This is a genomic window from Spirosoma aerolatum (assembly GCF_002056795.1).
GTDB classification, from domain to species: Bacteria; Bacteroidota; Bacteroidia; order Cytophagales; family Spirosomataceae; genus Spirosoma; species Spirosoma aerolatum.
Genome location: NZ_CP020104.1, coordinates 3488350 through 3513719, shown reverse-complemented (window position 1 = coordinate 3513719; position 25370 = coordinate 3488350). Strand labels below are relative to the sequence as shown.

At 47.3% G+C, this 25370-nt stretch carries 17 protein-coding genes; 3 read left to right on the top strand and 14 right to left on the bottom strand.

All coding sequences use genetic code 11. The features are described 5' to 3' along the window. The first annotated feature begins 120 nt into the window (after positions 1 to 120). Together B5M13_RS14180 and B5M13_RS14175 are read left to right on the top strand one after the other, a co-directional pair. Positions 121 to 1440 (top strand): Gfo/Idh/MocA family protein, encoded by a 1320-nt coding sequence (locus B5M13_RS14180; RefSeq protein WP_080056303.1) that lies wholly within the window; start codon positions 121 to 123, stop codon positions 1438 to 1440. A gap of 105 nt (positions 1441 to 1545) precedes the next feature. Next, complete coding sequence (locus B5M13_RS14175; RefSeq protein ID WP_080056302.1) at positions 1546 to 3069, top strand: sulfatase family protein; 1524 nt, start codon at positions 1546 to 1548, stop codon at positions 3067 to 3069. A 263-nt stretch (positions 3070 to 3332) separates the two neighbouring features. Here the strand turns inward: B5M13_RS14175 and B5M13_RS14170 are convergent, their stop codons facing one another. From B5M13_RS14170 to B5M13_RS14105, 13 genes are all read right to left on the bottom strand, one after another. Further along, positions 3333 to 4766, bottom strand: coding sequence for a TolC family protein (locus B5M13_RS14170; protein ID WP_080056301.1), 1434 nt, complete (start codon positions 4764 to 4766; stop codon positions 3333 to 3335). Beyond that, positions 4759 to 7962, bottom strand: a complete 3204-nt coding sequence (locus tag B5M13_RS14165; RefSeq protein ID WP_080056300.1) for an efflux RND transporter permease subunit — start codon at positions 7960 to 7962, stop codon at positions 4759 to 4761. Before B5M13_RS14165 ends, B5M13_RS14170 begins: the two co-directional genes overlap by 8 nt. A gap of 25 nt (positions 7963 to 7987) precedes the next feature. Further along, the gene (locus B5M13_RS14160) at positions 7988 to 9079 is read right to left on the bottom strand and encodes an efflux RND transporter periplasmic adaptor subunit (protein WP_080056299.1); all 1092 of its coding nucleotides are present in this window, start codon (positions 9077 to 9079) and stop codon (positions 7988 to 7990) included. 144 nt (positions 9080 to 9223) lie between these two features. Further along, positions 9224 to 9514, bottom strand: coding sequence for a hypothetical protein (locus tag B5M13_RS14155; RefSeq protein ID WP_080056298.1), 291 nt, complete (start codon positions 9512 to 9514; stop codon positions 9224 to 9226). Between the two features lie 346 nt (positions 9515 to 9860). Beyond that, positions 9861 to 11219, bottom strand: a complete 1359-nt coding sequence (locus B5M13_RS14150; RefSeq protein WP_080056297.1) for a sensor histidine kinase — start codon at positions 11217 to 11219, stop codon at positions 9861 to 9863. 63 nt (positions 11220 to 11282) lie between these two features. Beyond that, positions 11283 to 11954 (bottom strand): response regulator, encoded by a 672-nt coding sequence (locus tag B5M13_RS14145; RefSeq protein WP_080056296.1) that lies wholly within the window; start codon positions 11952 to 11954, stop codon positions 11283 to 11285. 519 nt (positions 11955 to 12473) lie between these two features. Next, the gene (locus tag B5M13_RS14140; protein WP_080056295.1) at positions 12474 to 12707 is read right to left on the bottom strand and encodes a hypothetical protein; all 234 of its coding nucleotides are present in this window, start codon (positions 12705 to 12707) and stop codon (positions 12474 to 12476) included. Positions 12708 to 12793: 86 nt separating this feature from the next. Continuing rightward, positions 12794 to 13126: a LytR/AlgR family response regulator transcription factor gene (locus B5M13_RS14135; protein WP_080056294.1), complete on the bottom strand. Its 333-nt coding sequence runs from the start codon at positions 13124 to 13126 to the stop codon at positions 12794 to 12796. A 522-nt stretch (positions 13127 to 13648) separates the two neighbouring features. Beyond that, entirely contained in the window at positions 13649 to 16552 is a 2904-nt protein-coding gene (locus B5M13_RS14130; RefSeq protein ID WP_170061132.1) for an ATP-binding protein, read from the bottom strand. 746 nt (positions 16553 to 17298) lie between these two features. Then, a complete protein-coding gene (locus tag B5M13_RS14120) occupies positions 17299 to 17622 on the bottom strand; it encodes a hypothetical protein (protein WP_080056291.1) in 324 nt (107 codons plus the stop codon). Positions 17623 to 17951: 329 nt separating this feature from the next. Next, complete coding sequence (locus B5M13_RS14115) at positions 17952 to 18689, bottom strand: LytR/AlgR family response regulator transcription factor (RefSeq protein ID WP_080056290.1); 738 nt, start codon at positions 18687 to 18689, stop codon at positions 17952 to 17954. Positions 18690 to 18710: 21 nt separating this feature from the next. Further along, positions 18711 to 21812, bottom strand: a complete 3102-nt coding sequence (locus B5M13_RS14110) for a ligand-binding sensor domain-containing protein (RefSeq protein ID WP_170061131.1) — start codon at positions 21810 to 21812, stop codon at positions 18711 to 18713. Positions 21813 to 21977: 165 nt separating this feature from the next. Beyond that, positions 21978 to 22358 (bottom strand): LytR/AlgR family response regulator transcription factor, encoded by a 381-nt coding sequence (locus tag B5M13_RS14105; protein WP_080056288.1) that lies wholly within the window; start codon positions 22356 to 22358, stop codon positions 21978 to 21980. A gap of 1055 nt (positions 22359 to 23413) precedes the next feature. Between B5M13_RS14105 and idi the strand changes: the two genes are divergently transcribed. Next, on the top strand, positions 23414 to 23929 hold the full coding sequence (idi, locus tag B5M13_RS14100) for an isopentenyl-diphosphate Delta-isomerase (RefSeq protein ID WP_245860002.1): 516 nt from the start codon (positions 23414 to 23416) through the stop codon (positions 23927 to 23929). A gap of 135 nt (positions 23930 to 24064) precedes the next feature. On the opposite strand, the gene B5M13_RS14095 is transcribed toward idi, so the two are convergent. Further along, complete coding sequence (locus B5M13_RS14095) at positions 24065 to 25366, bottom strand: amidohydrolase family protein (protein ID WP_080056286.1); 1302 nt, start codon at positions 25364 to 25366, stop codon at positions 24065 to 24067. Positions 25367 to 25370: the final 4 nt, after the last annotated feature.

Genomic DNA, 25370 nt, shown 5'->3' with positions numbered 1-25370 from the left:
AGCATTCTTATAGCTATCGAAGATGCTTCGTTCCTCAGCATGACAAAGAAAGACAACCCGTTTTAACGAAATCTGAAAAGTTCAAATAGCTTCTAAGTGTCTAAACCCCTTCAAAAACATATGGAAGAAAAACACGCTCTTAATCGCCGGGACTTTATCGGCAAAGCAGCCACCGCAGCGGCAGGCTTTATGATTGTCCCCCGTTTCGTACTGGGTGGCAAACGGCCCGACGGATCGAAGTACCTGGCCCCCAGCGACATGATTTCCCTTGGCTTTATCGGCACGGGCAAGCAGGGACGAGGGTTGACCTCTTCGTTTCTGGGTACCAACGAGACCCGGATTATCGCCATCAGCGAAGTGTATAAAGCCAAGGCTCAACTTACGTTGGACCGCATAAAGGCTCACTACGAAAAGACCCCGGATGCAGGCAAGTATTCCGACATTCCGGTGTACAATGATTTCCGGGAACTGCTGAACCGCAAAGACATTGATGCCGTCGTTATTGCTACCCCCGATCACTGGCACGCAGCCGTTGCCGTTCGGGCGGCCGAAGCTGGAAAAGACATTTACTGTGAAAAACCACTTTCGCTGACGGTGAAAGAAGGCCGGGCCATGGTGAATGCCACCCGAAAACATAACCGCGTTTTTCAGACAGGTAGTATGCAGCGTTCGTGGCCGGAGTTTCGGCAAACGGCGGAACTGGTGCGCAATGGCTACATCGGTCAGATTAAACAGATTAAAGTCAACGTTGGCCCACCGCCAAAGCCGTATGATCTCCCCGCCGAAACCATACCTGATGGACTCGACTGGCCAGCATGGCTTGGTCCCAACGAGCCGGTAGCGTTCAACTCCGAACTAGCTCCGCCAACATCCAAAGACATATTCCCCAACTGGCGCAACTACCGGGAATTTGGGGGCGGGATGGTCACCGACTGGGGTGCGCACATGTTCGACATTGTGCAGTGGGCGCTGGACATGGACAATAGCGGCCCGGTCGAAGTGATTGCGCCCGATGGCAAAGACCACCCTTTCCTGACCTACAAATACGATAACGGCATTGTAATGACTCACGAAAAGTGGGACTGGAGCAATGCTATTCATTTCATTGGAACAGAGGGCGACATTAAAGTACAACGCCGGAAAATTGAAACAACCCCTGCGTCGTTGGCAACGAAAGTAATCGGTGACAACGAAAAGCATGTATACAAAAGCGAGAACCACTATAAGGATTTCCTCGACGCCATGCGGAAGCGAAGTAAGCCCATTTGCGACGTTGAAGTTGGCCACCGGACAGCTTCGGTCTGTAACATTGGCAACATCGCCTACCGCCTGAACCGGGCGTTGCAATGGAATCCGAAGAAAGAGCAGTTCAAAGGCGATGCAGAAGCCAACGCCTTGCTGGGTCGCCCCATGAAAAACGAATGGGCCATCAGGATTTAATCTTTTAAACCACGGAGTTACACTGAGTTTTAGCACAGAGTGGCACAAAAAACTCGGTGTAACTCCGTGTTAAAACTTAGTGCTACTCCGTGGTTTAAACAAACAATGAAGACTCTTGCTAAACTTACCTGCCTTGCGGCTGTGTTACTTTCGCTGGCCCTGACAACTCGGCCCGAAAACAAGCAGCCGCCCAACATTCTCTACATCCTGGCCGATGACCTCGGCTATGGCGATGTGTCGGCTTACAATCCTGATGGGCAGGTAGCTACGCCTAATATCGACAAACTAGCCGCCCAGGGTATGCGCTTCACGGATGCCCACTCGCCTTCGTCGGTCTGTACGCCAACGCGTTATGCAATCCTGACAGGCCGATACCCCTGGCGCAGCCGACTGCCCGTGGGCGTATTGCGTGGCTACAGCCGTACACTAATCGAAAACGACCGCCCAACGGTAGCTTCATATCTGAAACAGAATGGCTATCAAACCGGCGTAGTTGGTAAATGGCATTTAGGGCTCGATTGGGTTCCCAAAAAAGGGAATGAACAGTTACTGTCCACGGCAAATTACGGTATCAAAACCGAAATGGACACCGCTGTGATCGACTTCCTGCAGAAGCCAACGCAAGGGCCGAATACCGTCGGCTTCGACTATTCCTACATTTTGCCAGCCTCGCTCGATATGCCGCCCTACTGCTACCTCGAAAACCAGAAACTGACCGAGCAACCCACGGGGTACACCAAAGGCAACAAGCTAGAGTCGGGTTATACGGGGCCATTCTGGCGGGAAGGCAAAATGTCGCCGTCGTTCGATTTTCATGAGGTACTACCCACGTTTGTCCAGAAAGCCAACGCGTTCCTGAAGCGGCAAACCGCTTCCAAACCGTTCTTTTTGTATTTGCCTTTTGCGGCTCCGCATACACCGTGGGTGCCTAAAAAAGAGTATAGTGGCAAGTCGAAAGCAGGTGAATATGGCGATTTCGTGCAACAGGTTGATGCGGCTGTCGGTGAAGTATTCCGCACGCTTGAGGCCTCCGGTCTGGCCGAAAACACCATCGTTATTTTTGCCAGCGATAACGGCCCTTACTGGCGGGAGAACTTCGTGAAGCAGTTCAACCATAAAGCAGCCGGTGAATTCCGGGGCATGAAGGGCGACGCTTTTGAAGGCGGTCACCGGATTCCGTTCATTGTACGCTGGCCGGGCAACGTGAAGGCTGGCAGTGTCAGCGCAGCCACCACAACACTGGCCAATCTGATGGCTACCTGCACAGACATCCTCGGCAGCACCGATACAAAATCGACGCCCGAAGACAGTTATAGCATCCTTCCAGTTTTGCAGGGTAAAGCCAAACAGGTTCCAAATCAGCCCGCCGTGGTACATAGCTCATCCATTGGGTTTTATGCTATTCGTAAAGGCGACTGGAAACTTATTGAAGGGCTAGGCTCTGGCGGCTTCACCGAACCGAAAGAGATCAAGCCTAAACCGGGCGAACCCGTTGGTCAGCTCTATAATCTGGCTAAAGACCAACTGGAAACAACGAATCTTTACCAGCAGAACCCAGAAAAAGTAAAAGAATTAACCGATCTGCTGACGGCTATTAAACAAAGTAAAACGAGGCTAGCCAGCCATTAGGGCAATGTTTAAGTTCGTCAACTCTGAACTTATATACAACTTTTCCTGTCGAGCTAAACGTTTTTTTTTCATCCCGACGCAGGAGGGATCTTCGGGTGATGGACTTGAATTTCTATATTCCGAAGAGCCCTCCTGCGTCGGGATATAGAAAAAGTACTAAATATTTGCTTCGTTTATCAAGGGAGAACAGCTTCATAGCAAAAAAGCCAGTCGACTTCTGTCAACTGGCTTTTTTGCACGTCTGGCAGTCACTGCCGATTGGCTTATTTCCAGCCACCACCCAGCGCCCGATAGGCATTAATCTGAGCATTCATCTGCTGCTTCCGGGTTTCGATCAGTTCCATACGCGCTTCCAGTACATCCCGTTGTGTTAGCAATACCTCCATATAATCCGCTCTGGCAGACGTAAACAACTTGAGCGATATGCTGGTCGATTGCGTAAGGGCCTGCACCTGGTTATTTTTTGAATCGTACTTTTTTTGCAGGTTGTCGATGTTCGACAACTGGTTGACTACTTCGATGTAGGCATTCAGAACAGTTTTCTCGTAGTTATAAACCGACTGAATTTGCTTGGCATTGGCACTCCGATAGGTGGCCGTGATCTCGTTTTTATTCACGACCGGTCCAATCATATCACCAACCAGCGAAGCAACCAGTGCTTCGGGCGTATACACCAGATAGAGAGGATTGTAGGCCATGATTCCCAGAAATCCCCTAAGTGTCAGCGACGGATAAAAATTTGCTTTCGCTGCCGCAACACTCAATTTATTTGCTTCCAGATTCCATTCCGCCTGCTTAATATCGGGCCGATTGGCGAGCAATTGCGAAGGCAGCCCAGCCTGAATTAGAGAAGGAGTCAGGTTGACAAATATTTGCGGATCACGTTGTACGTGCTGCGGAAACCGACCGACCAGAAAGTTAATCCGGTTTTCGGTTTCTACAATCCGCTGCTGAATCTCGTACTGGAGACTTACCGTTTTGGCAACTTCGGCCTCGAATCGACGAACGGCTAGTTCGGTTACTTTAGCCGCTTCTTTTTCCTGTTTGGTAATCCCCAACGCATTGTTCAGAATAACAATGTTTCGCTGGATGATGTCGAGCTGGTTATCCAGCGCCAGCAGCTCATAATACGAATTGGCAATTTCGGCAACCAGATTGGTAACCTGAAAATTCTTCCCTTCGATCGACGCCAGGTAACTGGATACGGCTGCTTTCTTCGCATTCCGTAGTTTATGCCAGATATCGATCTCCCAACTGGCTGTAGCCCCAAAGTAGAAATTTGGTAAAACGGCGGGCGTAGGCACACCGGGTTTAATTTCCGACACCTCATCAGCCGCTCCTTGACTCGTATAGCGAGACACTTTGTCGGCACCGGCACCACCACCCAGGCTAACGAAAGGCCGATAAGCCCCTGCTCTGGCTAGCACTTCGTTGTTGGCAATCTGAATTTCCTGTAACGTGATATTTAGTTCCTGGTTGTTATACAGGGCCGAATCGATCAGAGCCGTCAGATAAGGGTCCGTGAAATATTCCTTCCAGGGCTTCTTACCCGAGTTGGTGGAATCCTGCGAGCCATTGTAGCTCGCAGGTACTGATTTATTTTCTGTTTTTGTAACCAGACGAGGTGTAGTGCAGGACGAGATGCTCAGGATAGAGAACAAAATCCCAAAGCAACTCCATATTCGTTTATTAGTCATTGACTTCGCTTTCTTCAGGTTGGGGAAACTTATCGACTGAATGAACCAGATTTTCGGTTAACGAATCATCCTCTTCATCCTTAATCATCTTACGGCCATCCGCCAGATTACCAAAGATGTAGTATAGGCCGGGGATGATGATAACCCCGAAAATGGTTCCGAATACCATGCCACCCATAGCCGACGCACCAATGGTACGGTTACCAATAGCCCCGGCTCCCTTGGCCAGAATCAGCGGGATCAGACCGGCTACGAAGGCGAAAGAGGTCATCAGAATCGGTCGGAAACGAACCTTAGCGCCTTCAATAGCTGCATTGAGAATGGTTTCGCCCTGCTGTCGTTTCTGAACAGCAAACTCTACAATCAGTACGGCGTTCTTACCGAGCAATCCTACCAGCATGATCAGACCGATCTGGGCGTAGATATTGTTTTCCAGCCCCATAGCTTTCAGCAGGAAGAACGAACCAAAGATACCGACGGGCAGAGAGGTCAATACAGCCAGCGGAATGATAAAGCTTTCGTATTGGGCGGCCAGCACCAGGTAAACGAAGGCAACCACAATCAGGAACACATACAAGGTTTCGTTACCACGAATCGACTCATCGTACGACAACCCCTCGAAGGCAATGTCATAGCCTTTGGGCAACGTCTTGGCGGCCACTTCCCGAATGGCTGCGATGGCTTCGGCTGTGGTATACCCTTTTGCAGGTTGCCCCTGAATAGCTGCTGAATTATACAGGTTGAACCGGGTAATTTCGTTTGGCCCTTGTCCTTTTTTCAAGGTCATGAACGACGAGTAAGGCACCATTTCACCCGCTTCGTTTTTCACGAACAGCTTTAACAGATCGGATGGCAACCGGCGGAAACTCGGGTCGGCCTGTACGTATACTTTGAAGAACTGGTTGAACTTGATAAAGCCCTGTTCGTAGGTACTACCGATCATGATGTTGAGGTTATCCATCGCTTTTCCGATTGATACACCTTTCTGCATGGCCAGGTTGTTGTCGATTTCCAGTTCGTACTGTGGATAGTTGGCAGCAAAGAATGAGAACAAAGCAGTCAGTTCTTTCCGTTTAGCCAGGTTATCCATGAACTCTTTCTGGATTTTATCGAACAGGTGGTAGTCGGTGTCGGTGTTTTTATCCAGCAAACGCATCGAAAAACCACCCGACGTACCGAAACCAGGAATGGCAGGTGGCTCGAAAAATTCGACTGTCGCGCCCAGTCCTTTCGATTTTGCCTCCAGTTCCTCCATGATTTCCTTCACGTTCTTATCCCGATCGCCCCAGGGCTTCAGGTTGATCAGACAGGTACCGGCATTGGAACCCCGTCCTTCCGTCATGATCTCATAACCCGCCAGTGACGATACCGATTCGATGCCCGGAACCTCTTCGCAAATTTTCTGAAGTCGCCGGGATACTTCATTGGTTTTTTCCAGTGTAGACCCCGGAGGAGTCTGGATGATCCCGTAAATCGTACTCTGGTCCTCGTTCGGGATAAAGCCTGCTGGCAAAATCTGGTTCTCGTAGGCAATTCCTAAACAGAATGCGGCCAGAATCAGGAAGGTGACGAACCGGCGATTAACGATCAATTTCAACAGACTTACGTAGCGACCTGTCATTTTTTCGAAGCCACTGTTGAAGCTATCGAGTGCCCGTGTGAACAGGTTTTTCTTCTTCGCATGGCCGTGATGATTTTTCAACAGCATGGCGCACAAGACGGGGGTAAGCGTCAGCGCGATGAGGGCCGAAATCACAATGGAACTAGCCATCGTAATCGAAAACTGTCGGTAGAATGTACCAACCGGGCCCGACATGAACGAAATCGGCAGGAATACCGACACCATCACCAGCGTAATGGCGATAATAGCACCACTGATCTCACCCAATACTTGCCTGACGGCGCCAAAGGGCGTCAGGTGCGGCTTTTCCTCCATCTTGGCGTGCACCGCTTCCACCACCACAATGGCATCATCGACCACAATACCGATAGCCAGTACGAGGGCAAAGAGCGTAATCAGGTTAATGGAGAGCCCAAAGGCCTGGATCACAAAGAAGGCTCCCACCAGCGATACCGGCACCGCCAGAATCGGAATCAGGGTAGAACGCCAGTCGCCGAGGAAGATAAACACGACCAGCGCCACCAGGATAAACGCATCACGCAATGTATCAATTACCTGCTCGATCGACGCATCCAGGAAGTTCGATACGTCGTAGCTGATCTGGTAATCCATGCCTGGAGGGAACGACGTTTTCATAATCTCCAGTTTCTTTTTCACTTCTTCAATTACGTCGCTGGCATTACTACCATAGTTTTGCCGCAACACAATAGCGGCTGAGGCCTTGCCATCCAGGTTCGAATAAATATCAAAGAATTCACTTCCCAGCTCCACCTTGGCAATGTCGCGTAAGTGGATGCTTTCGCCCTGCGAGTTGGCCCGAATAATAATTCCTTCGTACTCTTCTGGCTTGTTATACCTCCCTTTATAGGTAAGCACATATTCCAGCGACTGAGCGGCAATACCCGAGCTTTGACCAATCCGGCCCGGTCGGCCAATGATACTTTGCTCGCCAATGGCCTTCATTACTTCTTCTACCGAAACGTTGTACGCCCGCATGCGCTCAGGATTCAGCCAGACCCGCATGGCATACCGGCGGCTACCCAGAATCTGCGCCCGCGCCACCCCACGAGTCCGCTGAATTTCAGGGATCATTTTAACCGTAGCGTAGTTGAACAGGAATTTTTCGTCCATGCTCTTTTCCTTGGAATAGAGATTGACGTACATCAGCATACTGGGCTGAATCGGTGTGATGATAACCCCTTCCCGTTGCACCAGTTCAGGCAAAAGCGGCATCACCTGGTCGACCCTGGTTTTTACCCGGATAACGGCATCGTTCGGGTCGGTACCCGGTTCAAAAATGATCCGCAGCGTAGCTTCACCGGCACTGGTCGCATCGGTGGCTATGTACCGCATGTCCTGCACCCCGTTGATGGCCTGTTCCAGCGTAATCAGCGTAGACTTCACCAATACGTCGGCACTGGACCCAGGGTAGGCAATAAATATGTTTACAGTGGTAGGCGCAATATCCGGAAACTGAGAAATCGGTAATTTCTTAATAGCCAATACACCTATGAAGACGATCATTACCGATATCACTATAGCGAATACGGGTCTTCGTATGAATTTACTAAACATGTCTTCTGGTTTTTAGTGTTGCTGGTTATTCGGCATATAATTCCAGATGAGAAATAACGGACTCAGGCTGAACGAATTTGTATGCTATCTTTTGATTTTCCCGTACCTGCCGTAAGCCTTCCAGAAGAATCTTATCATCTTTTTTCAGCCCCGACTTCACCACGAAGATGTGCGGTAGTTCGGCAGCTATTTCGATTTCTCTTGATCGCACTTTGTTGTCTTTGTCGATTACATAGACATATTTCTTTTCCAGAACCTCGAAGGTCGATTTCTGTGGAATAATGAGCGCGTTACGGAGAGGTAGCGTCATAAGAATATTACCTGTTTCCCCGTGCCGTAACAAACTATTGGGGTTGGGGAAGGTAGCCCGGAAGGCAATATTACCCGTCTCGTTATTGAAGTCAGCCTCAATAGTCTGAACTACCCCCGGATGGTTAAATACCTGGTTGTTGGCCATGAGCAGATTCACGTGGTTCAGGTTTTCCTGCTGAGCGTGGGTTTTATAATTCAGGTATTCAGCTTCTGGCACATTGAAATATACCCACATCTGGCTGTTGTCTGATAAGGTCGTCAGCAAATCACCCTCATCGACCAGACTTCCCAGTCGTACCTGAAAGTGGTCCATGATGCCATCGAAAGGTGCCCTTACTTCCGTAAAGCCCAAGTGCACTTTGGCCAAGGACACTTCGGCGTTTGCCTTATCGAGTTTCGCTTTTGCCAGCGCCAATTCATTTTTCGAAACAATATTGCTGTCGGCCAGAGCCTTTGTGTTTCGGAACTCAACACCCACGAAATTGGCTTCAGCTTCAGCTTTTTGTAGCTCAGCCTGGTATTGAATAGGCAGAATCTGGAACATAAGCTGTCCCTTCTTCACATATTGCCCTTCGTCTACAAAAATTTTCTGGAGGTATCCTTTTTCCAGAGCCCGTAATTCGATATGCTGGATCGACCGAATCTGACACACATATTGATTAGTAATCGTTGTGTCTCTCTGCAATGGGCTGGTAACCGAAAACTTGGTTTCTTCCTCCTTTTCTTCTTCTTTGTGCGAACAGCTTGTATTCCCCAGCACTACACCTAAGCTCATCAGAGTGAGCACGAATATTCTATTCTTCATAATCTTTCTTTACACGTAAATGACAGTATTTTTAAGGTGGGTATCGATCACGCGGATTGGCTGTATACTTGATAAAACCGTTTAGCGTATGTAGTCACGATCGGTCGGCAGCCTGCGTTGATGGGTTTGGGTTGACATACTTTTTTATTTTGATACAGTATGTCGAACGGTGGCAACTTTATTCGGTGGGGCGTTGGGAGCCTGTTCAAGCTGTCGAATCAGACTGTCTTTCTGCTGATTAGCTCGTTTGCATTCCAAAAGCTGCTGTTGCCAGTCGACACGGTCCAGCGGATGAATGGAGTTGGTCAATTCATATTCATAGGCGCTCCGCAGGTGATTTTGCTCGTACAGCAGTACCCCATTGTACACCAGCGAAAGTGCCAGTGCCAGGCCAAGACCGTAAAGCAAAATGGAAGGGAAATACCGACGTTGCATAGCTTATTTATGCGTTGAGCTATACAAATGAAGGGAGCCGACATTAAAACGGTATGAGAGGGAAATTAAAAACTATTGGAAAGATTATAATCTCACCCCATTTTTTGGACTAAATCAAACTATTATACCCAATAAATACTATTTTATATTTTAATGAGCCTAAATTTTGATTAAACTTAAGCGATTAGCTTTAAATAGATTAAAACGAGATTAAAGAAATAATTTAACTTCTTACTACAAAATTTCAGGATATATACATTGAAAATAGCCCTGTTAGTAACGACCAGGTCTGTAAGCAATCTTCCTGCAGATAAAACCCTGCTCCGTAGTAAATATCAGGTAGAGATCAGATCGGACTTGGTAATCGAATCGTAACAGACGTTCCCTGTGTCATAACAGAATGTATCTGAAGACTCCCTTGATGTAAGTCAATGATTTTTTGCGTTACTGCCAGACCAATACCATATCCAGGTACACCCTCTACGTTTTTCCCTCGGTAAAGCGGATCGAAAATGTGTGTTATATCGCTCTCAGAAATGCCCCGCCCCTGATCGGTTACCTTTATACTAATCTGACTTTCTTTGGCCTGCAATTCAACAGCGACGGCATCGCTGGAATATTTACAGGCATTATCCAAAACATTTAGAAACACCGTGGTCAAGAGCATCGTATTACCTTTTACGGTAAACGCTCCATCTTCCGCACTTGCCTTGAATTGAAGGGGTATATTCCGACCTGGATACCTGACTTGTACCTGACTAATGGCTGTAAGCAGACAATCATCTACCTGAACGGTCGTAAGGGCGACAGGGCCATCAGTTACTTTGGCTAAACCGAGCAATCCATTGGTTAGCGTAATCACTTTTTTAAGTTCTTCAATAGCCACTTCCATACTTTCTCGCCAGTCGGCCGGGTTCTGGTCGTAGCGAAGTGACGTTTCTAACGTGCCCAACGTGTTGGTCAGGGGAGTTCGGAGTTCGTGGGATGCATGAGAAACAAAGCTGCGCTGGGATACAAAGGCATCCTCCAGCCGAAAAAGCATCTGGTTGAAGGTCATGGCAAGCTGCGCGATTTCGTCGCGTTGATTACCCTCATTCACACGTTTGTGCAAATGCGTAGCTGTAATTTGTTCAACCTCATCGACAATGCGCGAAATCGGCTTCAATACTCTACCCGAAAAATACCAGCCTGCCAGTACAATTAGCGCAAAACCCAGCAGGTTGGCCAGTAACAGAATTTCCTGTAAAGTACCCAGCTTGGCAAACCCGATACGGTCGTACCCGGAAGCGAAGATATAGAACGTTTGCCCCCGATCCTGATAAGGAATAACGATGGATTCGAGATGGCCATGTTCAAACTCAAATAAGGAGTTGGTAGCCAGCAGCGGTATCTTCTCTTTATAATAATCCGACTCTTTTAAAGTACGGTTGGTAAAGACCAGATTGTGCCGTTGATCGAAAATACTGATCTGCTCCTCCACAATCGTCAGCAAATCCGTCCGTACCATATTCTTAAAAAAATCATCGTGCAGATGCCTCCGGGAAATCAGCACCCGACCGGCTACACGGGCTTTTCCTTCCAGCCGACTATAAAACTCTTCCTGACGATATAATGAATAAAAATACCAGACCAGCAAGGACAGCGTTATCTGAATAGCCATTGCGAGTAGGGTAAAAATGATTGTCAGACGATTGCGAATGAGCATGTGTTTGTCGTTTTAGCAAGGTGCAGCGAGTAATTTTACACCCAGCCCCTTGCTCCCTGCAGCTTACTCTTCCCGAAGCACATACCCCATGCCGACAATTGTATGTAACAGTTTGGGCGAAAAATCCTTATCAATTTTTTTGCGCAAATAGCTGATATATACATCGATCACGTTAGTACTACTATCCAGATTGAGACTCCAAACTCGCTCACTGATGTCGACCCGCGAAATGATTTTGCCTTTGTTAAGGATCAAATATTCCAGCAGCGCGTATTCACGTGTGGTCAGATCAATACGTTTGCCCGCTCGGGTAACCGTTTTGGTATCCAGATTCAGTTCCAGATCAGCCAGTTGAAGTCGTTGTTTCTGCTTAGGGCCGTTTCGACGGGTAAGCGCGCGGAGCCGTAAAAGCAATTCCTGAAATTCAAATGGCTTAGCCAGATAATCATCGGCTCCGGCGTTGAAGCCGTCGGTTTTATTAGACAGACTATCCAGCGCCGTCAGCATCAGCACTGGTACAACTTCATTTTCCGATCGAATCAACTGACATAAATCAAAACCATTTAGCAATGGAATGTTTACATCCAGAATGATAATGTCATAAATATCTCTGCGAAAAAGCGATAGCCCTGCCCGACCATCATAGGCCACATCGACTTCGTACCCCTCAGCCGATATGCCTTTGCGGATGAACGATGCTAACCGCTCTTCGTCTTCAACTAAAAGGACTTTCATGAAAAGATAGTGATGCGGCTTCAGGGTACTCCCTACAGTATCTGGCTTTCCTCAATCTAAACGCTACTTCACGCCCGACCCAGAGAACAGACCTCTGCCCCAAAATGTTGTTCATAAGCTATAAAGTACAATCTTAGTACGTTCTTCTCTACGAGCCAGATTTTTCTTTCAGGCATCCTAATAATACGAAATTTTAGACCAGGTAAACGATGTGGACACAACAAACTGGTCATAAAAAAACGCTGGCACCAAAGGCACCAGCGTTTAAAACCTAACCCATAAGAGCTTGCAGAAAGGCTTTCACCAATCTGCAATCGTGGGTACCAAAACAACAACCGGGCCATATCTGTCAAAAAAACCAGTATTCTGGCACCAGATTACTATACGGCCCAGTTTGCCATTAATCAGAGTAGAAGACAACTCATCTACAGACTACCTGTTATTCCCTTTATAAAATCATGGTCAATTTTTAGCTGTGACCTTGTGCTACAAAGCCCATTTGCTTATAGCTCAAGACCATTAATTATAATGTAGTGGATATTTCATCAGTTTTGCTTCGTCCTGATGGTCGATCAAATCAAGTAGAAAAACCAGATCATCGAAGTTTATAATTGGCACACTGAAATCCTGAAAAAGAAAGCTGCCTGTTTGTGGAATCAGACACCCCTGAAAGCGCTTGTACACATACTGATTTGGCTGGTCAGGTAGCTGCTTGAAACCGAGCGATAGTAAAATGTGGTGGGTTATAGTCATAAATTTTGCTGCAAAAAATTAACCAACAACGGTATAGGCAGTCGCTACTACTCTGATAACTAAGCCTAAACGGTGCAAATAGCGACTCAGGATGCCAGCGGGGCAGGACCAGCCAATTGATTCGAAATAGCGGCAATACGTCTACGTCCAACTGACAACGATACACCATCGGTCATAATCGTGAACGCTAAAACAGGTGATATTATCATCCAACGCCGTACATACGCCGGGTTAACGAGATACCCTTTGTGTATGCGAATGAACTGGGGCCACCGTTGATGGTACCATTTTAAGGTACGACTTGATAAAATCTGTTTACCTCCCTTCAGGTAAATGAAGCAATAATTGACATCGCCTGCTAAGTACATAACCTGAGACGGATCAAAGGCAGGCTGAGTTTGAACGGCTACTTGCGGCATATCGATCAGATGTGAATAGCTAAAAGAATGCGAAGTGGTTGGCCATTAGGGGCTGGCAGATAAAACCCCATCGGTTTAGCAGGCTGAGAGCGCTTACGGACAGGAATCGAAGTCGAGGAATTCGTTCTAAAACGGAAAGCTAAAATCAGGCAGTTAGAGGTTGGCATACTGGACGTGAACAGCCGTTAGAAAAGTTTTTGAAAAGAGCAGGTCACCGATTTAGGTAATGACCGGGGCAATTCTGCACGTTGCAGTAGGCCTACTGGCTAAGGCTTCGTGAATTAACTGCCCGATGTAAATTTCATCTTATGTTGGGCAGTAGGCTCTACTGAATCTGACAAAAACTCTACTCAAATGACCATTAGCCAACTTTTTATCACCAATACCTTAATTAGATAATATTACTATTAAATAATTCAGCAAAAAAGATTACTTAATTACACTTAATAAACTAGTCCTGTGTCGCTAATTACTACAGGCTCAATTGGCTAATTCTCATAACGGATGTGCAGATTTTATTGGCTACTTACTCTTATGAGCCGATGGAGCGTATCCATACTGATCTTTATACGCCCTGCCAAACGAAGACAAACTCCCAAATCCAACCGCATACGCAGCCTGTGTCGGTTGAACTCCTTGCGCCAGCATCTCATTAGCCCGCCGGAGCCGATACGAACGAATCGTTTCCCGCGTATTGAAGCCGAGAATGACCTTAAGTTTTCGGTTGAGGGTCCGGCTGCTTATCGCCAGCGCATCGGCCAACTGCTCAACGTCAAACTCAGACTGATCGAGGTGCTGCTCCAAAATCGTATATAATCGCTCTAAAAAAGGGGAGCTATCAGCCAAAAGCGGGGCTGAAAAGTCAGGGGTTTCCTGTCTATGCAAACTGGCCTGAGGTAGGCCACTCGTCAATGTCCGTTGCCAATAAGCCTGCTGGGCCGTCTGCCGCCGGAGGAGGTTCGTTAGCCGCACCAACAATTCGGCAGGCAAAAAGGGTTTGGTCAGATACTCATCCGCCCCTGTCGCAAGTCCTTTGAGCCGATTCTCTACGCTTGCTTTGGCAGTGAGCATTACTACAGGAATGTGATCGGTACGTGGGTCGGCCCGCAAAGCGGCACACAGCTCCAATCCATCAAGTCGGGGCATCATTAGATCGGTCACAATAAGGTCCGGGAGCAACTCAACGGCCATATCCAATGCCTGCTGACCGTCAGTTGCTTCGACTAATGAATAGTAAGTTGCCAGAATAATTCGCAGGTACAAACGGAGGTCGTCATTGTCTTCCACAAGCAAAAGAAGTGGCTTTTCAAATGAGTTTGCCAATCCATCCTTCTTAACACTCTGTTTTTCAGCACCTAGATCCAGTTCATTAACGCTATAGCCGATCAGATCCAATAGGTTGGCCGACGGTTCGTTTTCATTTACCAGGAGTTGCTCTTTCGCTTCCCTAACTGGTATCGACACATAAAATGTCGTTCCCACTCCAGGCTGGCTTTCCACTGAGATGACGCCCCCCATCAACCGGATCAGTTCATAGGTTATTGAAAGACCAATGCCTGTTCCAACCTCCAGTCGATTGACACGATCGCCCTGATAAAACCGATCAAATACTCTCGACAGCACTTTTTCCGACATGCCTGTACCTGTATCAGTCACATCGATGCTCACCTCCGTTGGCAGGTATGCAACGTCAATCGTAACAGAGCCTCCAGCGGGTGTATATTTAAGGGCATTACTAATCAGATTCGATAAAACTTTCTCAATTTTATCAGCATCGTACAAAGCAGACCAATGGGTTTGTGTCTGTCGTAAACTTATCTGTACCGATCTACTTTGCGCCAATGTACTGAACCCAGCTACCCAAGTCTGAATATCAGTAACCAGATCCCCCAAAGACGGAGAATGTTTCATCTGATGGGCATCCAGTTTAGCCAGATCAAGCAGTTGATTGATGAGTGTTTGAAGTCGACTAGCATTCCGGTACATAAGCCCGTACAGCTCATGGTCGGGGTAACGCTTGTACAACATTTGCAATGGCCCTAACAGCAGCGTAAGTGGGGTACGAAGTTCATGGGATACGTTGGTAAAAAAGTCGGTTTTAAGCCGGTCGAGTGCCTGAATGGTTTCGCGTTGTGCCTGTTCATGCGTAAGGCGCTCGGCCGTACGAATGCGTTCGCGGGTAGCCTGCCATAGCATTAAAACAACAAAAAACGGTTCGCTGGCAAAACAGCAAAACATCAGAAACCTGAGAGTTTCTTCACTGAGCGAACCGGTGAAAAAGCCAGCATTGCGTCCATAAAAATACGTATAGACCGGCAATGTAATCAGTAGAGCCAACACGTTCCAGATAGCGGGTCGTACTCCTCGCCAGTATAAACCGATCAAAAGCACCAGGGTAAAGCCCATCATAATTGCCAGCGTAGCAATTAGCGCCCAGGTTATATATGGGTGGCGGACAAAAAAACTGAGTACCGTATATACGACTCCTACGGCACCGAATCCCGCATACAACCAGACCAGCCGAGGAATGTGCTTTGTCAATTGATACGATTGAACGACGTAGTAAGCCAGCGTTGGCAGCAATAGGCCCACCGTTGCATAATGGCTTGTATGAGCCCAATAGGTTGACATGGGAAAGAATATACTTGAATAGCCCGAAGCAAATAATACACTTAGTCCCACTGCCAGCGCAAAAATGGCGTAGGACCGCAGCACCACATATTGATACATGAACAACAGCAGCGCAACTTGAAAGAGAGATAATAATATGGCCAGCGAAAACGTGATATAGCGATCAACATCCGGCAATCGATCCGTACGAAATGTCGCCTGATCCCACACACGCCATTGATAACTATGATGCTGCGTTGACTGAATACGGGCATAAAACGTTTGGGGAGTCGACTCCTGTACGCGTATAAATACGGTTGGATAGCGTGTTGGGGGTGTGCGCCGGGCCAATGGAATCAGATCGCCTGAATACTGAATGTGCCAGCCGCTACGCCGATCAGGTTGATAGAGCGTAAGGCTGTCAACATAAAAATTTGTCAGCTCAAGGGCATATCCGGAAGGTACATTCGTCGATTGCTGTACGATAAAGCGGCACCAGACCGGATGCGGTGTGAAGCCTAGAATTAGGCTTGAGTTGGGGGTAGATTGCCAGTGAAGCTGTGGATCGGTTATTTGCCCAATGGTCAATCGATCGGTGGTATCAACGAAATACTCAAAATGAATGATGGTAGGTTTGGCTGAATGAGAGCTTGGAAACCTATTTACCGATGGTTGCGCATCTGCTTCGAATCCACCCAAAAGTCCAACCAGACAGCCGATTAGCAACCCTGAGCGTACATATATCGTTTCAGCTTGCCGGAGAGCAGGAATTAAGACTAATAGTTGGTCAAGCCAACGCCAAATGCAAAACCACATATAACGTAAAAATCGATCATCCATGTGCCATTTCCACGCAGCTAAACAGAAATTTACCAAAGGCATATGATGGTGCTGAGATGGCTTGCTAGCCCGTGCGCGGCTGCTTCATTCGCAGTACAGATTAATGCCATTTAGCCTTTCCTTTATGACATTCCCCATTTGGTAGGGATTCAATCCAGTGGAAAAGGAAAAGCTGTCCGTAGCTGGTCACGTACACGGTTTCAGTCTGCCAGTCGTTTAGTACAAATCAGGCCGTATCTAATAAATACGGCCTGATTAACTCCCACCATTCACTAAATGAATTATTACAAAAATAACATATGATTGTCATTTTTCGTACATAAAATAGCTATATCCTTACGATTTAATTAGGATTAACAAGGGGTAATTGCTCTGGCTGTGAAGGAAAATTGATCAATTTTACCAGGTAAAGTAAATCTGTGAATTGAATAATAGGTAGTGTAAAATCGTCAAAGAAAAAAATACCGCTTTCAGGCTCCAGATGTCCTGAAAACGCTTTGTAGCTGTATTTCGGTGGTTGACCGGGTATCCACCGAAAACCTAAGCCAATTAGTAAATCGTGCGTTATTTCCATGCATTCAGGTTGTTTCCCTTAAAACACCATTTCTGCCCTTGAGTTAACGAATTTGACTATATAAAGCTTTTTCGTTACCTACCCACGCTGACAATGACTGAGTTTATGGCTACAACCTGTTTAGCCACTAAGACCTACAATTCTCTTGCTAAGAAGTCAATGTATGGAGAATTCGCTCGATTGATTTCTTGATCTGAAACGATTCCAGCAACAGATTCTCGTCCGTTTCTGCCGAAAGCACTATTTTGGGGCCTCGTCCCGTCAGTACATATCGCTCCGACAGGGTAGGCAACGCTGAACATAAAGCGAAGAGAATGCCCGTTGAAATCGTGGTTTGACCGGCCTTGTGTGCGTACAGTATCCGGCTTTCGACACCTATCAATTTGGCAGCCGAGTGAAGGTTATACCCCTGGGCTTCCAGAGCCTCTTCCAGCCATTTGCCATTTATGGCTGGTTTTCGTCCTTTATTCATCGGTTTCAATGTATAATTCGTCAATGGTGGCAATACGTTTACCTACAAAAAGGGTTTATCTAATCAGACAAACCCTTCTACACTCCTCTTACTTGAATCCTATATAAAATCGAGTCTATCTGGCTTCAACCTATGCATTTGAACAGTTACCTGATTTGTTTCCATCCGTGCTCAATTGCTTTACGACAGAATAAGCGTATCTGTTGCAAGCTATTTCATCCGTAGCCTGGATGGGTAATGCTACGAAAAGGCCAGTATCGATTCAATCTGAATTGAGTGGTTGGCGGTATTGAGCGAGTAATTGGTAAGAATGGATGAGTAGCAAAACCCTAATTGAATCGATTTAGGAGCACTTCCTTGCGGCTCCTTGAAACCGGAACGGACGAATTATCACTCATGATAACATACCCCCCTTCACCCCGTATATAGCGTTGTAGCTCATCCAGATTGATAAGATGCGACTGGTGAATCCGTAAAAATCCATCCCCCGCTAATAGCTCTTCGATCTCTTTCAATGTCCGGGATACTAATAGCGATTTGCCAGTCTTCAACACAACGTGGGTATAGTTATCATCTGCTTCACAGCGAATAATGATATCGGTCGGAATCACATCGAAACCATGCGCCGTTGGCAGAGCAATTTTTTGCCGGGCTTTTTTCGCACCCAATTTTTCGACCAGTATTTCGATCTGCTGGGCCATCTGGGCGATGGACTTTCGCTGAAACTTGCCTACTGCCTTCTGCAAATCGTCCCGATCAATCGGTTTGAGGAGATAATCCAGCGCACTGAATCGAATGGCTTTTATGGCATACATATCGTAGCCCGTCGTGAAAATAATGGCAAATGGTATGGCAGGTAGTTTTTCCAGTAACTCAAAACCGTTCATCAAGGGCATTTCAATATCCAGAAACAACAAATCAGGGGGTGTTTGCTGCAAATAGTGTAACCCTTCCGTTGCCGAAGGAAAAGAAGCGACAACGGTAATATCAGGGCAGTATTTATCCAACTGCATGGAGAGGGTTTCCCGGCAGTGTTCTTCATCGTCGATAATAACGGCTTTGATCATTGTGTTTTGAAAAGGCAGGCTCTATACGAGGGGAATGGTCAACACCACACGCGTACCGGCAGGCTCACCCAAGGCGTCGACCAGATCATGAATCGCGACGGTAGGCTGCTGCCCATACAAGGTTTGACTTAGCTTCAATCGGTCGGCCGTAATCTGCATCCCCTTCGACTTGGTATGCGTAGCCGACTTACTCTTCACTTCGGCCGCTCTCCTCCGGCCAACCCCATTATCTTCCACTGTGCCAATTAACTGCTTCCCCTGTTGCTGAATTCTGATCAAGATATGCCCTCCGGCTTCCTTCTGCATTAACCCGTGCCAAATAGCATTTTCTACGTAAGGTTGAATTAACATTGGAGGAATTTCAGTATACTCCGTCTCAATAGCCGGATCGACCTGAATAGCAAAGGTAAACCGACCTGAAAACCGGAGAGACTCCAGCTCCAGGTACAGCGAAAGCGTATCAAGTTCACTCTCCAGAGTAACCAGCGCAGCCGTCGATCGGTTTAGAATCAACCGGATTAGTTTTGAGAATTTTGACAGATAGGCCGATGCTGATTCCGACTCGTTTTTCATGATGAATCGGTTGATGGAATTCAGGCTGTTAAAAATAAAATGAGGGTTCATTTGGGCGCGTAATGCCTGCATTTCCAGTTCAGCCATCTTTTTATTCACCTCCGTCTTTTGACTTTCTTCCAGCTGAATCTGCCGTACCCGGTATCTAAAACCCAGGTATACTCCCCCAACTATACCACTGATAAGCAGCAGTATGAACCAAGCTGTCCGCCAAAATGGGGGGCTGATGGTAATGGGTAGTGACGTCCCCACCTGATTCCACAGACCATCGTTATTGGAAGCTTTTACCCGAAACTGATACGTCCCTGGTGGGAGGTTGGCGTAACTAACAAACCGACGCGTACCACAGAAAATCCAATTCTTATCGACACCTACCAATTGATAGGCATATCTGTTTTTTTCAGGATGAATAAAGTTTAGTGCCAGAAAATCGAACGAAAGGTAGTTATCGTCGTGAGCCAATACCAATGAAGTTTGCGGTAGCGGCACTGTACGAGCCCCAATCTGTACTTTGGTAATGTATACGGGTGGCTTACGGGTGTTCGTCTGAACGCTGCGGGGCGAAAATACACTAAACCCATTCGCGCCACCCATCAGTAATTCATGATGAATACCCCGAGCATACGCTTCCTGAAATTCATTCCCCTGTAGTCCATCACTTTTATCATAATTCTGACAAAGTCCGGTTTCAGGATTGAATCGACAGATACCCTGATTGGTCGCTAACCACAAATTACCTGCTTCGTCATCCAGAATACCAGCAATATGATTGCTGGGCAATCCCTGATGCGTAGTAAATGCGCTAAAGGTGTCGGTACTGGGGTTGTACAGATTTAATCCTCCCTGGTTGGTCCCTATCCAGATACGCCCCCGCCGATCCTGATAAATACACCGTATATCCTTATCATTCAATGCATAGGTAAATTGCCGATAATCGGGTTGATAACGTCTGAAACGGCCTGTTTTGATCGAAAGCCGACTGATACCCCTCCGGGTCGAAGCTGCCCAGACCGATCCATCACGGGTAGGCAAAGCCAGTATTAACCCCTCATCACCTAAACTAGCCGGGTTTTTCGGATCATGGCGATAGTAGGTGAATTGATGGGTTTGTTTATCAAAACGAGCCAACCCGTTTCCAGCAATCCAGAGTTCCCCAGCAAATCCTTCCCGAATGCTCCTGACACTGATGGCGCAGGGATACCGAATAAACCGATCGGTATTGGGGTCATACTGGTGTAGAAACGGCCCCGCTCCAATCCATAAACCCCCGCTTTGGTCACACCAGATTGCATTGACCACATGGCTGTACAACTGCCCAGAAACCGCTGGGTTAGCCGGATAATACCGGTACTGCCCTGTCGATGGCAGGAAGGAAACTAACCCATCCGACTCGTTGGCCAGCCAGATTCGCCCGGAATGATCCTGCGCAATCGCCCGAATACTGTTTTGTGGTAACCGAACGTGACTGATGTTGGGGACAATTTGATAAGACCGAAATTTATCAGGAATCGGGCTTACTTTATCTAACCCATTGTTGGTACCCACCCACAGTATACCTTCCTGATCCTGGAATAAGGCAGATATCGTATTACTACTCAGGCTCCCAGGCTGCATCTGATCGGCCTGATACTGAACCCACTGATGAGAGGCCGGATTCAGTCGTAGTAGACGATTAAGCCCTGGGGGAGCAGCCCATAGCTGCCCAGCCCGATCTTTTAAAAGCGCTCCAGCGAGCGAATTAACTCGAGGCTGTAGCTGTTCAGGCTGGGGTAAAGGGCACCGAACGGCCTTTCCATCTGCGTCGATTCGGTACAGATGGCCTGCATTAGCCTCAACCCACAGCGTACCACTGGGCTCGGCCAACATCGTTGAAATGGATCGATTGGTATCAGTAATGGTTACAGGAAGTGGTACTCTCGTTGGCGTTTTTGTCTTCGGATCGAATCGATATAAGCCGTCCTGGGCCCCTACCCATAGCTGGCCATGCTTATCTTCCTGTACAGCATATATATCAGGCTTTGTAGGATTGAAGCTGTCGTATAGGGTAAAGGTTCGGGAGTTTGGATTAAAGCGGGTAAGTCCTTCCCGGGAGGCAATCCACAACATTCCCTCATGGTCCTCTTTAACCGAATACATCACATTTCGTAAGGAAATGCGCTCTGGGTTAATGATCCGGTAAGCGGTTGCCTTTCCACTTCGTCGGTCGAACAGGTGCAGTCCACCCCCTAATGTGGCCACCCACATCCTTCCCGTCCGATCCTCGCAAATATCGGTGATTACATTGTGCGAAAACGTATTGGCGGGATCAGAAGGGTCTGGCTTATAAACCGTAAAGGAATAGCCATCATATTTATTTAGGCCATCTCGAGTACCCACCCACAGAAACCCTTCCTTGTCCTGCCAAATGCAGAGAACCGCATTCTGAGAGAGCCCCTGCTCAGCCGATAAATGCGAAAAATGAAGCCCTTCGTCAGCAGAATTAATCTGACCCACACTGACGCTTGCGGAAGCAAGCCATATACCAAGCAGGAGAATCTTGCGAATGCCCATGAATCGCATTACCGGTAGCTTTCTACTACCCTAAGTTATTGATTTCTCAATAAAGTAAGACGGGCGAACATTCTCATTACCCACAACATGCGGTTCCTGGCTGGCAGGTATAACCTAGTCCATCAGCTAATCTCCTCCAAACTACTGATCGGTACTGCACACAAGTTAAGCCAGCTTTACCTCAGCCACTGCATAGTCATTCCAGTGGGCTGTGGCAGATCGCAAATATGGCAGCCGTAAATGACCAAGTACATCGTGAATACGTCGACGGCTAATGGTCATAGTAGCGCCATTTTGCATGGTAATCTGTGCCAGTATGCAGGAAATCACATGGCAACTCTGAATATACTGTGGGTTAATTAGCGTAGCCTTATGAATACGAATAAAGTCTGGCCACTTGGTATGATACCATTTCAAAGTTCTACTCGACAGAATGGCCGTTCCGTCGCATAGATAAACCGTACTGTAGTTTACATCTCCAATCAGATAGAGAATCTGGTCCGGTTCAAACTTATGCTGAATCTGGGCAGCAGATGACCGTTTCATAGGTTGACAATGGGGAAGGGGTTTGCCAGGCAAGCTATAAAAATAACTTATAGTTACCAAATACAAATTAAAATAAACTTCAAAATTACCTATAATAGTATATTGCAAATAAATAATTTACTATTTATCCCTTATAAAGTTTTACCTATTGACCGTTTCTGCTTCATAAAGCCCTAGAAAATTGGCCTGAATTGGGTGCTTTTCCAGCCATGTCCTTCGCTTTCAATCTATTCAGACAGCGAATTTGATAGTTGATTTAAAAGACCTACGACGCAACTCTGGTAGTCCAACCTCATCCCGATCTTATTGAGGCAAATTAGGTCGATTTATTACTTGAGTCAGTAGGTTCGCTACTAGACGGGAATGCGGGGAAGAAACTGGCTATGCTTCTTGGGGAAGGGATCACAGACCCGGAGGCTATTACAAGATCGCAGCCAGAAATCGAGTGACTGGCCAGTTGCTGGGCGTGAAAATCAAACAGACCCCCACCGCCTTTGCGTCGTTACTAACAAAGCTCGTTGATGACGATAATTCCGAAGGAAGCTCCGAATGCAGACTTATCCTTCTGGTAGACAACTTAAAATACCCAGTGAATCAGGTTTACAGCGCATCAATTAGAAAGCCCCAACCTGCAACGGTAAGGGGCTTTCTTTCATAGGTTGGTTTTCCTCAAAACTATACCTTTCCGCCTATACGCCAAAAGAACGCCAATCGTTGCACTTCATTCCAAATAGAATTGATCATTTGGCAGGTTTGATAACTATACTGTCCTGGCGACTAGCAGGTCATACGCTATAGAAAACCTCAATATGAGCCTTTGAAAACGCCTAATTTCCACAAAAATTCCCTTACTTGCTGGATACCGGCTAACCCTACTTGTTGGGCATACTAACTGGGTTCAAAGACGAATAGCCAGCTCAATCATTTTCACGCTCGGCAAATGCTGGAAAAGCAATTCCTGCGTTATGAGTACATACGCTCGGTACCATTCACCTTTTTCGTAAAACATTTTTCTTTAACAAATGGACTTTAAAGCCAAATCGACACAAGTAAATATGGTTCTAGTAGTTGACGAACAGGATCATGTACTGACTACCGCCGAAAAATGGCAGGCTCATGCAGATGGGTCGCTTCATCGCGCTTTTTCAGTCCAGATTTTCAATCAGCAGGGGGATTTTTTACTACAGCAGCGGGCTTTTGAGAAATACCATTCGGGTGGGCTGTGGTCGAATAGCTGCTGCGGGCACCCATTGCAACCAGCCGATACAATTGGTGATGCAACACGTCGGCTGGAGGAGGAGCTGGGGTTTCAGACAACGTTGCAACCTGTGTTTACCTTCCAGTATCGGGCAGATGTGGGAGACGGACTGATTGAAAACGAAATCGACCATGTATTTACCGGGGTATATGATGGTCCCATTCCGTTCAATCCGCAGGAAGTATCGGCTATTCGTTGGGTCAGTGCTACCGACCTGGCCGAGGAAATGGCCCAGCATCCTTCCAACTTTACAGTCTGGTTCCGAATTCTGTTCGAGCAGTTGATGAACTACCAAATCTCTCCTGCGAATTAAAAAATCCGTTCAAATGGGTTATCTGCCAGCCAGTAAGCTCTTCTCGCGATAAGGGTTGGGATAACAAAAGTGGGGTAGGCTTTTAAACCTACCCCACCGAACAACTCTAGACAAATACAAGTCGTATGTCGAAAGTTACTTCTGCTCGTATTTATCCTTATACGTTCTGTAAAGTCGCTTGTGACGATCATCCAGGTCTACTTTCCGGCCTTGAATAAACACTTTCTCGATCACATTTGTCCGCATATCCAGAGCATCGCCAGCCGATACGAAGAGCGTCGCTTGCTTACCCTTTTCCAGCGTACCAACCAGATTGTCGATACCCAGAATTTTGGCGGTATTTGAGGTAACCATTTTGAGGGCTTCCTCACGTTCGGTCACCCCAAACCCGGCGGCTGTTCCAGCCTGAAAAGGCAGGTTACGGGTCCGCCACCATTCATCCGCATAGCTCAGTCCAACCAAAATACCGGCCTTTTGCAGAATGCCCGGTAACCGATATGGCAGATCCACATCTTCGTCTTCCCGAGTGGGTAAGCGATGCATTTCCCCCAGAATAACCGGCACATTGTTCTCTTTCAGGAACGTAATAGCCCGGTGTGCATCTTCTCCCCCAACAATCACCACTTTCTGAACACCAGCCCCTTTCGCAAACCGCACAGACTCGATAATATCCTTCCCGTTATTGGCCCGGATATAAAGATTCTGTTTCCCCGAAAACAATCCCTTCATGGCTTCCAGCTTCAGGTTCATCGGCGTCGGATTGGCCAGGGCGGCATAGGCACGAGCATCGGCAAAAGTGGCCTGTAGAGCGGCAATGGCTGCTTCCCGACGTTCGTTTTTGCGCACTACTGTCGAAAAGTCCTCCAGGTTAAAGTCGCGGGAAAAATAAGCAGGCCAGTTCAGCCAGAGCCCATCATCCTTTTTCAGTACAGCATCCTCCCAGTTCCAGCCATCCGACATCATGACACTTGAACTACCCGAAATAGTCCCACCCTGCGGAGTAGCCTGCGAAAACAAAACCCCGTTATTTCGAATGGTCGGAATGATCTCTGAATCCGTGTTGTAGGCAATCAACGCGCGGATATGCGGATTCAGGTTGCCGATCTCCTGCTTATCGACAGTAGCCCGTACGGCTCCGGTTTCCTGCAAACCAACAGTAGATACTGGGGAAATGAAGCCAGGATACACATGCTTACCCGATACATCGATAACCTCTACATCATTTAGATTCAGCCGAACGGTAGTGCCATCGACAACGTTGGTAATGACGCCTTTATCGAACAGGACCACACCATTGGGAATTACCTGGCCGTTACCGATGTGAACAACCCCGCCCATTAAAGCAATGGCTTTCGTTTGGGGTTTGGCCGGAGCCGGGTTCTGACCAAAGCTCGTAAGCGCAGCCAGAGAAAATAGGATTGACAGTGTTTTTTTCATCGTT

Coding starts and splice junctions, on each gene's coding strand:
- B5M13_RS14095 (WP_080056286.1), bottom strand. CDS start 25,366: ATGAAAAAAACACTGTCAATCCTATTTTCTCTGGCTGCGCTTACGAGC.
- B5M13_RS14150 (WP_080056297.1), bottom strand. CDS start 11,219: ATGCTCATTCGCAATCGTCTGACAATCATTTTTACCCTACTCGCAATG.
- B5M13_RS14135 (WP_080056294.1), bottom strand. CDS start 13,126: ATGCCGCAAGTAGCCGTTCAAACTCAGCCTGCCTTTGATCCGTCTCAG.
- B5M13_RS14140 (WP_080056295.1), bottom strand. CDS start 12,707: ATGACTATAACCCACCACATTTTACTATCGCTCGGTTTCAAGCAGCTA.
- B5M13_RS14120 (WP_080056291.1), bottom strand. CDS start 17,622: ATGAATAAAGGACGAAAACCAGCCATAAATGGCAAATGGCTGGAAGAG.
- B5M13_RS14170 (WP_080056301.1), bottom strand. CDS start 4,766: ATGACTAATAAACGAATATGGAGTTGCTTTGGGATTTTGTTCTCTATC.
- B5M13_RS14175 (WP_080056302.1), top strand. CDS start 1,546: ATGAAGACTCTTGCTAAACTTACCTGCCTTGCGGCTGTGTTACTTTCG.
- B5M13_RS14115 (WP_080056290.1), bottom strand. CDS start 18,689: ATGATCAAAGCCGTTATTATCGACGATGAAGAACACTGCCGGGAAACC.
- B5M13_RS14130 (WP_170061132.1), bottom strand. CDS start 16,552: ATGTGGTTTTGCATTTGGCGTTGGCTTGACCAACTATTAGTCTTAATT.
- B5M13_RS14105 (WP_080056288.1), bottom strand. CDS start 22,358: ATGAAACGGTCATCTGCTGCCCAGATTCAGCATAAGTTTGAACCGGAC.
- B5M13_RS14110 (WP_170061131.1), bottom strand. CDS start 21,812: ATGGGCATTCGCAAGATTCTCCTGCTTGGTATATGGCTTGCTTCCGCA.
- B5M13_RS14160 (WP_080056299.1), bottom strand. CDS start 9,079: ATGAAGAATAGAATATTCGTGCTCACTCTGATGAGCTTAGGTGTAGTG.
- B5M13_RS14180 (WP_080056303.1), top strand. CDS start 121: ATGGAAGAAAAACACGCTCTTAATCGCCGGGACTTTATCGGCAAAGCA.
- B5M13_RS14165 (WP_080056300.1), bottom strand. CDS start 7,962: ATGTTTAGTAAATTCATACGAAGACCCGTATTCGCTATAGTGATATCG.
- B5M13_RS14155 (WP_080056298.1), bottom strand. CDS start 9,514: ATGCAACGTCGGTATTTCCCTTCCATTTTGCTTTACGGTCTTGGCCTG.
- B5M13_RS14145 (WP_080056296.1), bottom strand. CDS start 11,954: ATGAAAGTCCTTTTAGTTGAAGACGAAGAGCGGTTAGCATCGTTCATC.
- idi (WP_245860002.1), top strand. CDS start 23,414: ATGGTTCTAGTAGTTGACGAACAGGATCATGTACTGACTACCGCCGAA.